This is a genomic window from Citrobacter sp. R4, from assembly GCF_026719175.1.
In the GTDB taxonomy this organism is placed as follows: Bacteria; Pseudomonadota; Gammaproteobacteria; order Enterobacterales; family Enterobacteriaceae; genus Citrobacter_A; species Citrobacter_A sedlakii.
This window is the reverse complement of the sequence record NZ_JAPPSU010000004.1, coordinates 52878-68087: the sequence shown is the minus strand read 5'-3', so window position 1 is coordinate 68087 and position 15210 is coordinate 52878. Positions and strand designations below refer to the sequence as shown.

Annotated in this window: 14 protein-coding genes; 3 read left to right on the top strand and 11 right to left on the bottom strand. The window is 56.2% G+C overall.

Features of this window, described 5'->3' with window-relative positions:
* Positions 1-14 precede the first annotated feature (14 nt).
* Entirely contained in the window at positions 15-698 is a 684-nt protein-coding gene (gene gntX, locus OOJ60_RS11015; protein WP_060571176.1) for a DNA utilization protein GntX, read from the bottom strand.
* A gap of 37 nt (positions 699-735) precedes the next feature.
* Here gntX and bioH point away from each other — a divergent pair, with 37 nt between their 5' ends.
* Positions 736-1506 (top strand): pimeloyl-ACP methyl ester esterase BioH, encoded by a 771-nt coding sequence (bioH, locus tag OOJ60_RS11010; RefSeq protein WP_205612555.1) that lies wholly within the window; start codon positions 736-738, stop codon positions 1504-1506.
* 61 nt (positions 1507-1567) lie between these two features.
* On the opposite strand, the gene OOJ60_RS11005 is transcribed toward bioH, so the two are convergent.
* The 6 genes from OOJ60_RS11005 to greB form a co-directional block, all read right to left on the bottom strand.
* Entirely contained in the window at positions 1568-2506 is a 939-nt protein-coding gene (locus OOJ60_RS11005; protein ID WP_205612554.1) for an Rpn family recombination-promoting nuclease/putative transposase, read from the bottom strand.
* Positions 2507-2704: 198 nt separating this feature from the next.
* Positions 2705-2941, bottom strand: coding sequence for a [Fe-S]-dependent transcriptional repressor FeoC (gene feoC / locus OOJ60_RS11000; protein WP_200035603.1), 237 nt, complete (start codon positions 2939-2941; stop codon positions 2705-2707).
* Between the two features lie 10 nt (positions 2942-2951).
* Positions 2952-5276 carry a Fe(2+) transporter permease subunit FeoB gene (feoB, locus tag OOJ60_RS10995; RefSeq protein ID WP_042286400.1) on the bottom strand — a complete coding sequence of 775 codons (2325 nt, stop codon included), beginning with the start codon at positions 5274-5276 and terminating at the stop codon, positions 2952-2954.
* 18 nt (positions 5277-5294) lie between these two features.
* A complete protein-coding gene (gene feoA / locus OOJ60_RS10990; RefSeq protein ID WP_012908346.1) occupies positions 5295-5522 on the bottom strand; it encodes a ferrous iron transporter A in 228 nt (75 codons plus the stop codon).
* Positions 5523-5951: 429 nt separating this feature from the next.
* A complete protein-coding gene (locus tag OOJ60_RS10985; protein WP_205612553.1) occupies positions 5952-8273 on the bottom strand; it encodes a Tex family protein in 2322 nt (773 codons plus the stop codon).
* An 88-nt stretch (positions 8274-8361) separates the two neighbouring features.
* A complete protein-coding gene (greB, locus tag OOJ60_RS10980) occupies positions 8362-8835 on the bottom strand; it encodes a transcription elongation factor GreB (protein WP_042286394.1) in 474 nt (157 codons plus the stop codon).
* 226 nt (positions 8836-9061) lie between these two features.
* Here greB and ompR point away from each other — a divergent pair, with 226 nt between their 5' ends.
* Both ompR and envZ read left to right on the top strand, forming a co-directional pair.
* On the top strand, positions 9062-9781 hold the full coding sequence (gene ompR, locus OOJ60_RS10975; protein ID WP_001157751.1) for an osmolarity response regulator transcription factor OmpR: 720 nt from the start codon (positions 9062-9064) through the stop codon (positions 9779-9781).
* The gene (gene envZ / locus OOJ60_RS10970) at positions 9778-11130 is read left to right on the top strand and encodes a two-component system sensor histidine kinase EnvZ (RefSeq protein WP_042286390.1); all 1353 of its coding nucleotides are present in this window, start codon (positions 9778-9780) and stop codon (positions 11128-11130) included. The genes ompR and envZ overlap by 4 nt, the downstream gene beginning before the upstream one ends.
* 80 nt (positions 11131-11210) lie before the next feature.
* Here envZ and pckA read toward each other — a convergent pair whose 3' ends face one another.
* The 4 genes from pckA to yrfG form a co-directional block, all read right to left on the bottom strand.
* Positions 11211-12830, bottom strand: a complete 1620-nt coding sequence (gene pckA / locus OOJ60_RS10965; protein WP_042286388.1) for a phosphoenolpyruvate carboxykinase (ATP) — start codon at positions 12828-12830, stop codon at positions 11211-11213.
* 365 nt (positions 12831-13195) lie between these two features.
* Positions 13196-14074: an Hsp33 family molecular chaperone HslO gene (gene hslO, locus OOJ60_RS10960; protein WP_042286939.1), complete on the bottom strand. Its 879-nt coding sequence runs from the start codon at positions 14072-14074 to the stop codon at positions 13196-13198.
* A 24-nt stretch (positions 14075-14098) separates the two neighbouring features.
* Positions 14099-14500 carry a ribosome-associated heat shock protein Hsp15 gene (gene hslR / locus OOJ60_RS10955; protein WP_042286386.1) on the bottom strand — a complete coding sequence of 134 codons (402 nt, stop codon included), beginning with the start codon at positions 14498-14500 and terminating at the stop codon, positions 14099-14101.
* A gap of 10 nt (positions 14501-14510) precedes the next feature.
* The gene (gene yrfG / locus OOJ60_RS10950) at positions 14511-15179 is read right to left on the bottom strand and encodes a GMP/IMP nucleotidase (RefSeq protein ID WP_042286384.1); all 669 of its coding nucleotides are present in this window, start codon (positions 15177-15179) and stop codon (positions 14511-14513) included.
* Positions 15180-15210 lie beyond the last annotated feature (31 nt).

The following is a 15210-nucleotide window of genomic DNA, read 5'->3' as shown; positions in this document are numbered from 1 at the left end:
CCATCATCGAGGCTCTACAAGGTTCGACACAGGCACCATACCTGGACCGTCGCCGCGCCGTTGCGCAAAAGCAGCTTCGCGAGCTCCCCGACGGTACTGCCGGTAGTGACGACATCATCCACAACAACCATATGGAGTCCCTTTACCGGCAATTCAAGGCGAAAGGCGTTTTTCAGGTTGCGTTTACGCAGTCGGGCGCTGAGATGATGCTGGGGCGCGGTAGGACGTATGCGCGTGACGCAGCGATCGTCCCAGGGACAATTTAGCCAACGCGCCAGCGGTCGGCACAGCAGTTCGCTTTGATTAAATCCTCTGCGCCAGTGGCGACGCGACCAGAGCGGAACGCTAATCAGCCTGTCTGGGCGGATGAATCCGCTCTGACGACGTGCCTGTAACACTGACAGCAACAGCAAACGCGCCAGCGCGGGGGCGATCTCCCCGCGTCGGGAAAACTTAAGCTGGTGAATAAGCGTACTCAACGGCGGCGTATAGTCGTTTACCATAATCAGCCGCTGCCACGGCGGCGGTTTTTGCAGACAGCGGCCGCAGGGCAGGGTTGGATGCGCGCAAGGCAGCCCACAGCGCGGACAAAGCAAGACGCGATGGCCCGTCGCCCGCTGGCAGACGGAGCAAAGACCCCAACGGCTTAGCGCCAGCGGCATCCGACATAGCCAGCATAATCCCGGTACTGTTAGCATAGGTTCATCCTTGTAAGTGAAAAGAGAACAGTAACTGATGAATGACATTTGGTGGCAGACCCGCGGCGAGGGAAAGTGTCATCTTGTGCTGCTGCACGGATGGGGACTGAATGCGGAGGTGTGGCATTGCATTAGCGAGGAACTTAGCTCGCATTTCACGCTGCATCTGGTCGATCTTCCCGGTTTTGGGCGCAGTCAGGGGTTTGGCGCGATGTCGCTTGAGGAGATGGCGGTTCACGTACTGAAACAGGCGCCAGAGAACGCGATCTGGCTGGGCTGGAGTCTGGGAGGGCTGGTGGCAAGCCAGGTGGCGCTAACGCGTCCTGAACGTGTGCAGGCGCTGGTAACGGTGGCGTCCTCTCCCTGCTTTAGCGCCCGTGACGGCTGGCCGGGGATCAAGCCTGAAGTATTGGCGGGTTTCCAGCAGCAGCTAAGTGAGGACTTTCAGCGGACGGTTGAGCGTTTTCTGGCGCTGCAAACCATGGGCACGGCGTCGGCGCGCCAGGATGCCCGCGCGCTGAAGAAAACGGTGCTGGCGTTGCCCATGCCGCCGGTAGACGTGCTCAACGGCGGACTGGAGATCCTTAAAACGGTTGATCTGCGCGAACCGCTGAAAGCCGTGCAGGTGCCTTTCCTGCGCCTGTACGGTTACCTGGACGGTCTGGTGCCGCGTAAGATTGTGCCAGTGCTGGATGCGCTGTGGCCGCAGAGTGAATCGCAGATCTTTACGAAGGCGGCACATGCCCCGTTTATTTCTCATCCAGCGGCGTTTTGTGAAGCGCTGATTGCGTTGAAAAAGTCACTGTAATGCCTGTTGCCAGGCCCGGCACTCACGCACTCGCGCACTCGCGCACTCGCCGGGCAGGGTATCAGTGGCTTAATCGCATTACTTCAGCGGCAGACAGGCCGGTGATTCTTGACACCGTACGCCGATCGATTCCATCCGCCAGCATGGTGCGCGCAATGCGTTGCGCTTCTTCGCGTTTACCTAACCGTAAGCCTTTTTTTATGCCCTTTTTCAATCCATTTTCAAGGCCTTTTTCCAGGCCGCGCTGATGGCCTTCCTGGCGTAATCTTTCGGCAATCGTCATCATCCTCTCCTTGTGCTGGGGTAAACGTTCGGTCACCGCGTGAATAAACTCATCAAAGCGATCGCTGTCGCCGGAACGCAAGAGATAATTAAATAGCGCTTTAAGCTGTTTGTCATTAGCGTGTCCTTTAACAAGCAGCGTCGCCAGCTTTTCCACCAGCCCAAGCAGGTCACGGGTGCGAATATGCTTTTGTATCAGCTCAAGCAACGCCATTCGTCGATGCTGCATGATCTCGTCATCCGGTATGACGGTGATATCCACAAGGGGAAATGCAGTGGCATAAAGCTCTCTTGCCAGTGAGGGGTTATCAAATTCATCAAGCCAGCAAAGGGAAAATGGGTAGGGACTTTCCGTGCCGTGATAAAACAGCATCGGCACCACCAGTGGCAATTTTTTATGCCCCGCGTCCAGGTGCTGCTGCATCGCCGCGATGGCGTAACGCATCAGCCGAAACGCCATGTGAGCATCCGGCGTGCTTTGATGCTCAATAACAATGTAGATATAGGCGTCTCCTTCGCGGGTTTTAAGCGACCACAAGATATCGGAATAATAAGCCCGCAGTTGTTCCTCGATAAAGCTGCCCGATTCCAGCTTCAGCGTTTTCAAATCGCAGAGGTGTCGCACCGCTGCGGGCAGATGGAGTTTAAGGAAGTCCCGCGCGGTTGGGGGATGGCGGAGAAAGGTTTTGAAAATCGCATCATGCGGCGTTGAGGTCATTATGGTGTTCCGTCACGTAAATAGTCAGAGGACGGAAGCGTAAACGTCGGGGCTGTTGGCCGCACCCGGTAAAAGTTCATCCTGCGAAAGAGGACGAAGGAATCATCACGCGTGGTGAAAGCGGTTCATTTTCGCGGAACGGAGCGCGCAAAAAACGACACGGGGCAGAAGGTATCGTTTTTAGCGCCGGGGGAGGGTTTAGCGCAATGTCCACCATTCGCGCAGGCAGGCTTTGCCTTCCGGACAACTTTTACAGCTTCCCGAAAGGCAGCCGTCGGGTTCTTCCTGAACCCGCGCGGCTTTTCCCATCGTTTCCAGTTGATTCAGCATCGCGTCGATCATTGCCTGTGGCGTATGCAGCGTCTGGCTGATTTGCGCCGCCTCCATGCGCCCGCGCAGCGCCAGTAAATCGCGAACCTGAATCAGTGAAGCCATCGTTCAGCCCTTAGTGACAGTCGCCGGTGGTGGTCGACGCGGCGCAGCAGGCGCTGGCGCTTTTACGCGTCGCCAGCAGATTAACATCCACCCGGCTCCGCGCCCGACGCAGCAGGCCAATCACCACGACGTTAAACAGAATCACCGCCAGAATGCACACCAGGCTATAGGTTGGATGTTCGCCGTAGCTGGCGACCTGATAGAACAGGGTCGACAGCGAGTATGCGATGTTCAGCCCCCACAGAATGGAGAAGCCCATCCAGCCGCGGCTGGACTCGCGAGCGATTGCGCCCATCACTGAGATGCACGGAACGTACAGCAGGACGAAAATCAGGTAGCTGTAAGCCGCCGCCGCGCTGCCAAATTTCGCATCCATGACGCCCATCGCGCCGGTCGCCATTTCGCCATCACCCTTGCTGGCTTCGATCGGGTTCGCCAGAACGCTCAGGCTGAGCGTATCTTTCAGGCTCTGCCAGGTTTCTTCCAGCGCGTCGAGCAGTTCGCCGCCAAGGCTGAACTCAGCTGGGTTAAATGCCTCTTCCTGAATGTTTTCCGCGGTGTAAAGGGTGTTGAGCGTACCGACCACCACTTCTTTCGCCATCGCACCGGTGAACAGACCTACTGTGGCCTGCCAGTTATCCTCGTGTACGCCGATCGGCTTGAAGACGGGCGTAATTACGCGGCTAACGGAAGCCAGGGCAGAGTCGTTGATGTTGTCGACGATTTTACCGTCCAGCGAGAAGCTGTTAAACGCGCTCAGGAAGATGCTGACGATGACGATCACTTTACCGGCGCGCAGTACAAAGCCTTTCAGACGCTGCCAGGTCTGGATCACCAGGCTTTTAATGTGGGGGATATGATAAACCGGCAGTTCCATCACAAACGGCGAGGCTTCGCCGCGCATAATGGTGTGTTTGAGCATCAGGCCGGTCAGCACTGCCATCACAATGCCCAGCACGTACAGGGAGAACACTGCCAGCGCGCCGTTTTGCCCGAAGAAGGCGGCCGCAAAGACGGCGAAAATCGCCAGGCGCGCGCCGCAGGACATAAACGGCGCCATCATGATGGTCATCAGGCGTTCACGCGGCGCGTCCAGCGTACGGGCGCCCATCACCGATGGGACGTTGCAGCCAAAGCCGACGATCAGCGGAACAAACGATTTTCCTGGTAGCCCCAGCGCCTGCATCAGGCGGTCCATGACAAACGCGGCGCGCGCCATGTAACCGGAGTCTTCGAGGAAAGAAAGGAACAGGTACATCATGCCGATTTGCGGTACCAGCGGCAGAACAGTATTGATACCGCCGCCAATCCCCTGGGCGAGGAAAATGGTCAGCCAGTCCGGGAAGTGGAGGGTGTAGCCAATCCACTGGATGCCGTGAATAAAGACGGCGACAGAACCGGCGTCGAAGATGGGCGCCAACGCGCCGCCGATGTTAATGGCGAGCAGGAACATCAGGTACATCACAAACAGGAAGACTGGCAGCCCCAGGAAGCGGTTGAGGACGATTTTGTCCACCGCCGTGGTGAAGCGGCTGGGCTCCGCCGTCAGGGTGTTGCTCACCACGTCGCAGATGGCGGCGATGCACTGGTAGCGGGCGTCGGCGATGTGTAGCGCCGGATCGTCCATCTCTTCGCTCAGGCGAGCGAACGAGGCGTCCAGTTGCTGCGCGGCATCCCCGGCGTAAGCGCGGCTGTAAATGTCGCCCTCCAGCATCTGTAAACCGAGCCAGCGACGCTGGTGCGAAGGCATGGTCTGCGCCATCAGGTTTGCCAGATTATCCGCTTCACGTAGCAACGGCTGGGCATAATGTACCAATTCGACGTTTTCATTTTTGCTGTGGCGATCGATCGCCAGCTTCAGTGCTTCGATACCGCGTCCACGGGTGGACACCAGCGGAACTACCGGGCAGCCGAGACGCGCGGACAGCGCATCAATGTCGATCCGGATCTGCTGTTTTTCGGCGATATCCAGCATGTTAAGCGCGACAATGCAGGGGATCCCCAGCTCCAGCAATTGCAGCGTCAGGTACAGGTTACGCTCGAGGTTGGAGGCATCCACGACGTTGATTAACAGATCTGCGTCGCCGCTCAGAATGTAATGGCAGGCAATCTGCTCATCGAGAGAGGTTTGTGACGAAATGGTGGTCAGAGAATAAGTGCCGGGCAGGTCGACCAGCGTCACCTGGTGGTCAGTGGTAGAAAACAGGCCTTCTTTGCGTTCGACCGTCACGCCAGCCCAGTTGCCCACGCGCTGGCGCGCGCCGGTAAGCTGGTTAAATAATGTTGTCTTGCCGGAATTTGGATTACCAATTAAACCAATGGTTAATTTTTTCATTGTTATAGACTCACTGTATTAGCAGGAAACCGCTTCCACTTCTAATAACGCCAGGTCTTTTTTCCGTAATACCAGGCTGACGCGGCGGGTTTCGATATGCACCGGATCACCCAGGGGCGCGACGCGCACCACGTTAAATGAGGAACCCGGCAGCATGCCGAGGGAAAGCAGTTTCTGACGGTATGCAGGACTTATTTCACGGGCAAAGCCGGTAATTTTCCACGCAGTATCTGGAGTAAATTGCATAAGAGCCTACTTGTATCTTGCTTACTGGTTATTACCTCATGGGGCTGAGGAACGCGGCATGAGACCAGCTGATTAGCCAACGAAGGAAAGATTAAATAATCAACAATGCAATGATAATGAGAATGGTTTCTATCATCAATAGAATAAATGTGACGGAATGTTGGTTTGAATAATAATTTGCGTCAACTTTGACATGGCTCAACATTTATTGTCGGCAGGTGAAATGATTCGAGGAATTAATAAATTAACAGTATTAATGTTTAATTATCGTTTCATCTGTTAACGATGTGATAAATATTAGTGCGGGGGTAAAAGAAGAATTGAATGTTGCCGGATGGCGGGTTAACCGCCTTTCCGGCAGACAGCGCGACAATGTCCTCCAGGCCGGACAAGACGCATTCGTGTCGTTATCCGGCACAGGTTTCTGGGTTAGCGTTTTTTACCCATTGCCGCCGCCAGCGCATCCATCATCGCGCTATTGCCTGTCGGCTGCGCGTCGCGACCGCGCGGTCTGGCGGCTTTCGCGGCGGGACGTTCGTTCCCGTTCGTCCCCCCACGGCGCGCCTGAGTCTCTCCTGGCTGTTCATCGAGACGCATGGTCAGGGCAATGCGCTTACGTTGCAGATCCACCTCCAGCACTTTCACCTTCACGATGTCGCCTGCTTTCACTACAGTATGGGGATCTTCCACAAACTTGTTCGACAGGGAAGAGATGTGAACCAGGCCATCCTGATGGACGCCGATATCGACAAACGCGCCAAAGTTGGTGACGTTGGTGACGGCGCCTTCCAGAATCATCCCCGGCTGCAGGTCGTTCATGGTTTCGACGCCGTCGGCAAACTGCGCGGTTTTGAACTCCGGACGCGGGTCACGCCCCGGTTTTTCCAGCTCTTTGATGATGTCAGTCACGGTCGGCACGCCGAATTTGTCGTCGGTGAAGTCAACGGCTTTCAGGTTGCGCAGTTCGCTGCTGTTACCCATCAGATCTTTCAGTGCCTGCTGGGTTGCCGCCAGAATACGTTCTACCACCGGATACGCTTCCGGGTGGACGGTTGAGGCGTCAAGCGGGTTATCGCCGTGATTGATGCGCAGGAAGCCCGCGCACTGCTCAAAGGCTTTTGGCCCCAGACGGCTTACCTTCAGCAACTGCTGACGATTCTGGAATTGTCCGTTTTCATCGCGCCAGGCGACGATATTTTGCGCCATCATACGGGTTAAGCCCGCCACGCGGGTCAGCAGGGGGACGGAGGCGGTGTTCAGGTCCACGCCGACGGCGTTTACGCAATCTTCCACCACCGCGTCCAGCTTACGCGCCAGCTGTGTCTGGCTGACGTCATGCTGATACTGGCCGACGCCGATGGATTTCGGGTCGATCTTCACCAGCTCCGCCAGCGGGTCCTGCAGACGGCGGGCGATAGAGACCGCACCGCGCAGGGAAACGTCAAGATCCGGAAATTCCTGCGCCGCCAGCTCAGAGGCGGAATAAACCGACGCGCCCGCTTCGCTGACAATTACTTTTTGCGCGGTGACTTTCGGGAACTGCTTCTGCACGTCGAGGAAGAAACGCTCGGTTTCACGCGAGGCCGTACCGTTACCAATCGCCACCAGTTCAACGTGATATTTTTCACACAGCGCGGCGACGACCATCGCGGCTTTAGCGGCCTGGCCGGTATGGGGATAAATGGTGTCAGTGGCGACCAGCTTACCGGTACCATCCACCACCGCCACTTTCACCCCGGTACGCAGACCCGGATCGAGGCCCATGGTTGCGCGCAGGCCCGCCGGCGCGGCCATCAGCAAGTCATGCAGATTACGGGCAAACACGTTGATCGCCTCGTCTTCCGCGCGTTCACGCACGGTGCCCATCAGTTCGGTTTCGAGGTGCATCAGGACTTTAATGCGCCATGTCCAGCTCACCACGCCCTTGCGCCAGCTGTCCGCTGGCGCGTTGTTCAGCCGCAGACCGAGGTGATCGAGAATGATCTGCTCACCGTGGCTCTGTTTTGGCGGCTCATCAAACTGTGGGTCGGGGTTCAGTGACAGTTGCAGGACGCCTTCGTTACGGCCGCGAAACATCGCCAGCGCGCGATGAGACGGCACGCCGGAAATGGGTTCGTGATGATCGAAATAATCGCGGAATTTCGCGCCTTCCTCTTCCTTGCCGCTGACCACAGTGGCAACCAGATGCGCGTTTTTCCACAGATAATCGCGCACTTTTGCCAGCAGCGCCGCGTCTTCCGCGAACCGTTCCATCAGGATGTAGCGCGCGCCGTCAAGGGCGGCTTTGCTGTCGGCAACGCCTTTGTCGGCGTCGATAAATTTCGCCGCTTCCGTGTCAGGATCGTGCGATGGATCGTTCCACAGCAGATCCGCCAGCGGCTCAAGACCCGCTTCAATGGCGATCTGACCGCGGGTGCGGCGTTTGGGTTTGTAGGGGAGATACAGGTCTTCCAGCTCGGTCTTACTTAACGTGCCGTTGATGGCGTTAGCCAGCTCATCGGTCAGCTTGCCTTGCTCAGAAATGGACTTAAGAATGGCCTGGCGGCGCTCTTCCAGTTCACGCAGATAGCCCAGTCGGGTTTCCAGATTACGCAGTTGTGTATCATCCAGACCGCCGGTGATTTCCTTACGATAACGTGCGATAAACGGCACAGTGTTCCCTTCATCAAGCAGGCGAACGGCAGCTTCAACCTGTTCGGCGCGTGCCTGAATTTCACCCGCAATAATGCGGCAGAAAGAATTGTTCATCATGGATAGGCTTCATCTTTAGGATCAAAAATCAGGGGATAGTTATACGGACTGGCACGATAAAATGCCAGTCGCGGAGGGCGCTCTCGGATTATTTTACGTACTCGATGGCGTTGACGTACCAGCTGGCTTCTCCGCCGGGCGTATTGACCACAGCAAGGTCGCCGATCTCTTTTTTCAGCAACGCGCGCGCCATCGGCGAGTCAATCGAGATGTAATCCTTACGGCCGAAAATTTCATCGTAGCCGACAATACGAAAGCGGCGGATATCGCCGTCGTCATTTTCAATCTCCACCCACGCGCCGAAAAACACTTTGCCTTCCTGCTGCGGTGAATAGTCGACGATTTTTAAATTTTCCATGCATTTCGTAAGATAACGAACCCGACGGTCGATTTCACGCAGGCGCTTTTTATTATACTGGTAGTCGGCATTCTCGCTGCGGTCGCCAAGGCTCGCGGCCCAGGTCACCTTTTTCGTGACTTCCGGGCGCTCTTCACGCCAGAGATAATTCAGCTCTTGTTTCAGTTTCTCGTACCCTTCCCGGGTGATCAGGGGCGTTTTCATCTTATTGAATACCTTTAAGTCTGTGACGATGCGCACAAATCGTATTACGTCACCCTGCTAACAGAATAAATAATGTGCCGCACGTTTCATTGTATACTTAAGCTGCTGTTAAATATGCTTTGTAACAATTTAGCCTGGAATTCATACCAGAATTCGCTGGTGACGAACGTAAGCTTTTTTAAGAATACATACCTTCAATTGTTGCGAACCTTTGGGAGTACAAACAATGCAAGAGAACTATAAAATTCTGGTGGTGGATGACGACATGCGTCTGCGTGCGCTGCTGGAGCGTTATCTTACCGAGCAGGGCTTCCAGGTTCGAAGCGTCGCGAACGCTGAGCAAATGGATCGTCTGCTGACCCGTGAATCTTTTCACCTTATGGTACTGGATCTCATGCTGCCGGGTGAAGATGGTCTGTCAATTTGCCGCCGCCTGCGCAGCCAGAGCAACCCGATGCCGATCATCATGGTGACGGCGAAAGGGGAAGAAGTTGACCGCATCGTCGGCCTGGAAATCGGCGCCGATGATTACATCCCGAAACCGTTTAACCCACGTGAACTGCTGGCGCGTATTCGCGCGGTGCTGCGCCGTCAGGCCAACGAGCTGCCGGGCGCGCCTTCCCAGGAAGAAGCGGTCATTGCCTTTGGTAAGTTCAAACTGAACCTCGGCACCCGCGAAATGTTCCGTGAAGATGAGCCGATGCCGCTCACCAGCGGAGAGTTCGCGGTGCTGAAAGCGCTGGTGAGCCACCCGCGTGAACCGCTTTCCCGCGATAAGCTGATGAACCTGGCGCGTGGTCGCGAGTATTCCGCGATGGAACGTTCCATTGACGTGCAGATTTCCCGTCTGCGCCGCATGGTGGAAGAGGATCCGGCGCATCCGCGCTACATTCAGACCGTGTGGGGTCTGGGCTACGTTTTCGTGCCGGACGGTTCTAAAGCATGAGGCGAATGCGCTTCTCGCCACGAAGTTCATTTGCCCGCACGCTGTTGCTCATCGTCACGTTGCTGTTTGTCAGCCTGGTGACGACCTATCTGGTGGTGCTGAACTTTGCGATTCTGCCGAGCCTCCAGCAGTTTAACAAGGTGCTGGCGTACGAAGTGCGTATGCTGATGACCGACAAGCTGCAACTGGAGGACGGTACGCAACTGGTGGTGCCCCCCGCTTTTCGACGGGAAATTTACCGTGAGCTGGGAATTTCTCTCTATTCCAACGAGGCCGCCGAAGAGGCAGGGCTGCGTTGGGCGCAACATTATGAGTTTTTAAGCCATCAGATGGCGCAGCAGCTGGGCGGCCCGACGGAAGTGCGCGTTGAGGTTAACAAGAGTTCGCCTGTCGTCTGGCTGAAAACCTGGCTGTCACCCAATATCTGGGTGCGCGTACCCTTAACGGAAATTCATCAGGGCGATTTCTCGCCGCTGTTTCGCTATACGCTGGCGATTATGCTGCTGGCGATAGGTGGGGCGTGGCTGTTTATCCGAATCCAGAACCGACCGTTAGTGGATCTTGAACATGCCGCATTACAGGTCGGTAAAGGGATTATTCCGCCGCCGCTGCGTGAGTACGGCGCGTCCGAAGTGCGCTCGGTAACTCGCGCCTTCAACCATATGGCGGCCGGGGTGAAGCAGCTTGCCGACGACCGTACGCTGCTCATGGCTGGCGTCAGCCACGATCTTCGCACCCCGCTGACGCGCATTCGTCTGGCCACGGAGATGATGGGGGAGCAGGATGGTTATCTTGCGGAGTCGATCAACAAAGATATCGAAGAGTGTAACGCGATCATTGAGCAGTTCATCGACTACCTGCGTACCGGCCAGGAGATGCCGATGGAAATGGCCGATCTCAATGCGGTGCTCGGCGAGGTTGTGGCGGCGGAGAGCGGCTACGAGCGTGAAATTGAAACCGCGCTACAGCCAGGCAGCATTCAACTGAAAATGCACCCGCTCTCTATCAAGCGCGCGCTCGCCAATATGGTGGTGAACGCCGCCCGCTACGGAAACGGTTGGATTAAGGTTAGCAGCGGTACGGAACAGCATCGGGCGTGGTTTCAGGTGGAAGACGACGGGCCGGGCATCAAGCCCGAACAGCGTAAATACCTGTTCCAGCCGTTTGTGCGCGGCGACAGCGCGCGCAGCACCAGCGGCACCGGACTCGGATTGGCGATCGTGCAGCGCATTGTTGACAACCATAACGGTATGCTGGAAATCGGCACCAGCGAACGCGGCGGCCTTTCTATCCGCGCCTGGCTGCCCGTTCCCGTGGCGCGTGTCCAGGGAACCACGAAAGAGGCATAAAAGGGGAGGCATTTAGCCTCCCCTTTGTTGTGGTAACAGCCGGTAACGCTGTACCGTATGCCGTCATCCGGTCATGTCAGTTACAGCTTCGGACCTGCGCTGACCAACGCGGCGCCTGCAGGCGTATCGGTGTACTTCTCGAAGTTCTCAATGAACAGTTTCGCCAGCGCGGTGGCTTTTTCCTGCCACTGTTCCGGCGACGCGTAGGTATTACGCGGGTCGAGAATGCGCGTATCCACCCCCGGCAGTTCGGTCGGGATCGCCAGATCGAACATCGGCAGGCTGAAGGTTTCCGCATCGTCCAGCGAACCGTTCAGGATGGCGTCGATGATGGCGCGGGTATCCTTGATCGAGATACGTTTGCCGGTGCCGTTCCAGCCGGTGTTGACCAGGTACGCCTGCGCGCCTGCGGCCTGCATGCGTTTTACCAGCACTTCCGCATACTGGGTCGGATGCAGTGACAGGAACGCTGCGCCGAAGCAGGCAGAGAAGGTTGGCGTCGGTTCGGTTACGCCGCGTTCGGTACCGGCCAGTTTGGCGGTAAAGCCAGACAGGAAATGGTACTGCGTCTGGTTAGCCGTCAGGCGAGAAACCGGCGGCAGCACGCCAAACGCGTCGGCGGTCAGGAAGATCACCTTCGTGGCATGACCCGCTTTAGAGATCGGTTTGACGATGTTCTCGATGTGATAGATAGGATAAGAAACGCGGGTGTTCTCTGTTTTCGAACCGTCATCAAAATCAATCGAACCGTCGGCACGAACGGTAACGTTCTCCAGCAGCGCATCGCGGCGGATCGCGTTGTAAATCTCGGGTTCAGCCTCTTTCGACAGCTTGATGGTTTTCGCGTAGCAGCCGCCTTCGAAGTTAAACACGCCGTCGTCGTCCCAGCCGTGCTCATCATCGCCAATCAGGCGACGTTTCGGGTCGGTGGAGAGGGTGGTTTTCCCGGTGCCGGACAGGCCGAAGAAGACTGCCACGTCACCTTTCTCGCCGACGTTGGCGGAGCAGTGCATAGACGCGATGCCTTTCAGCGGCAGCAGGTAGTTCATCACCGAGAACATCCCTTTCTTCATTTCGCCGCCGTACCAGGTTCCGCCGATCAGTTGGATCCGCTCGGTCAGGTTGAACGCCACGAAGTTCTCGGAGTTCAGACCCTGCTCTTTCCACTGCGGGTTGGTGCATTTCGCACCGTTCATTACGATAAAGTCAGGCTCGAAGCCTTCCAGTTCTTCATCGCTCGGGCGGATAAACATGTTCTTCACGAAATGTGCCTGCCAGGCCACCTCGGTAATGAAGCGAACGGAAAGACGGGTGTCGGCGTTCGCGCCACAGAAGGCATCAACGATAAACAGGCGTTTACCGGAGAGCTGCTGCGTTACCAGCCCTTTCAGGTGCTGCCAGGTTTCCTGGGAAAGCGGTTTGTTGTCGTTCTTGCCTTTTCCTTTGTCGGACCACCAGAGCGTGTCACGCGTGGTGTCATCACGGACAATGTACTTATCCTTTGGTGAACGTCCGGTGAAAATACCGGTATCAACGGCAACGGCGCCGAGGTTCGTCAGAACGCCACGCTCGTAGCCTTCCAGAGAAGGGTCAAGCTCCTCCTGGTAGAGCGTTTCGTAGCTGGGGTTGTAAACGATATCCTGAACGTCGTTGATACCATAAGCCTTGAGATCTTGCGGGGTTAATCGTTTCACGCGCATATCACTGCTCCTTAGCCAATATGTATTACCTGGAATAGTAAGGTTTTTTGAGGGTCGTTAACCGCGACAAGGCTCATAGATTTACTTATCTGGACAAAATCACGATTGACTGAAAACGCTGTGACTCCTGTCACGAAGCGGCGGTTATTATGGCAGGAAAGGACTTTTTGTTGTGGAAAATGTTCCTAAAACGTTAAAACAGAGTGTTTTTGACGGAAATGTTGTGAGTGTAATCGCATTCACGTAAGAAATTTACGTAAGTCTTACATACGAAATATCGATTCATCACGAAATAAAAAATCAGGCATTTGTCGAAAGGACCGGATGGGGCGTCAGGCCGCCATCCGCTTTTTCAGAAAGGAGGATTAATGCACCTGCGGATCGGCAGGGGAGGCGTTGTTACGGATTTCCGCAATATCCATCGCGTTGAACAGATAATGGCTGCCGCAATAGTCGCAGTGCATGTCGATCTCGCCTTCTTCCGCCAGGATGCTATCCACTTCCGCGTCCGGCAGGGTTTTCAGCGCGCCCGCGCAGCGTTCACGCGAACAGGTGCATTTGAATTCCACGTCCTGCGGATCGTAGAGGGTCACCTCTTCTTCGTGGTACAAACGCCACAGTACATCGTTAGCCGGCAGGGTCAGCAGCTCTTCTGCCTTGATGGTTTCTGTCAGCGTCGCAAGATGATCAAAATCATCCGCCTGAGCGTTTTGCGCAGGCATCACCTGCAGCAGCATACCGCCTGCGGCGGCTTTACCGTCAACATCGCCAGTGCGAATAAACAGGCGGGTCGGTAACTGCTCGGAGCGCAGGAAGTAATCTTCCAGGCAGGCCGCCAGAGTGTCGCCTTCCAGCCCGACCACGCCCTGATAGCGCTCGCCTTCTTCCGGCGTAATCGTGATCACCAGATAGCCGTTCCCCACCAGCGTTTTCAGATCGGCGTTTTCCGGCACATCGCCCTGCACGCGCGCGACGCCGCGCATCTGCTGGTTATTGTTGCCGTTGATCACCGCCAGGCTCAGCGGGCCGTCGCCCTGCAGTTGCACGGTGATATCACCGGCAAACTTCAGCGTCGCGGTCAGCAGGCTGGTGGCGACCAGCAGCTCAGCCAGCACCGTTTTTACCGGCTGCGGGTAGCTGTGGTTTTCCAGGATCTGTTGCAGGGTTTCCGATACGGTCACCAGCTCGCCGCGCACGGCAAAGTTTTCGAACAGATAGCGGTGTAATTGGTCATGTTGCGGCATAATCATCTCTCTTGCAGACGACAGTCACTCACTGTCGCCGTGTTTAAATCGTAACAGGTTGCGGCGCTCTTTTTTGTCCGGACGTCGGTCCGGATGCGGCATCGTCAGTGCGTTAAGTTTACGCGCCAGCGCCATTTTTTCGCGTTTCTCGACGCTTTCCGTTGTTTCTTCATACAGGGCGACGGCCTCACTGGCCGGCCGACGCTGCTCAGTGATCCCTTTGATCACCACCGTACGTTCGTCATTGCCCTGGCGTAACGTCAGGGTCGCGTTCAGTTCGACTATCTTGCCCGGCTTACTGCGCTGCCCGTTATAGTGAACTTTGCCGCCTTCAATCATTTCGCGAGCCAGCGCGCGGGTTTTGTAAAAACGCGCGGCCCATAGCCATTTGTCCAGTCTGACCTCAGTTGAGGGCTTCTCTTTCATGGCGTCTCCTTCACAACAGTGAGGGGATCAGCCGGCGGTAGTCATTCAATGACGGATGACGGAGATACTGTTTTTCCGCTACGCCAGAATCGGGGTTCGTCACGCCGAGGCAATAACGAATGCCAAACGTCGCCGCTGCGTCGAGAATCGGTTCGCTATCGTCGATAAACAGCGTTTTTTCGGCGTCCAGTCCCGTTTCTTCGGCAACAGCGCGCCATAACCGCTGATCCTCTTTGGGATAACCAAATGTGTGGGTGGAAAGTAATAAATCAAGGTGCGAGGCCAGGCCGGTATGCTCCAGCTTCACCGCCAGGTTATGTGGATGCGCGTTGGTCAGCAAAATACGACGCTTGCCGCAGGCTTTTAAAGCCTCTAAAAAAGGCACGGTATCGTCGCGCAGGACGGCGCGTGGCCCCATCGCCGTCGTCATCGCGCAGATATCCAGCCCCAGACGCTCGCTCCAGTAATCAAGACAGTACCAGTTTAGCGTATGCTGAACCGCATGGTACTCCTGACGGATATGGGCCTGCGCTTCCTGCGGCGAGATCCCTTGCTGTGCGCCGTAGGTTTCGGGCACCAGTTTTTGCCAAAAGAAGGTGTCAAATGCCAGATCGAGCAGTGTGCCGTCCATGTCTAACAGAACGGTATCGACGTCCTGCCAGGCAATATTCATATGCATGGGAACTCTCCAGAGTGAAACGCGTTGCGCG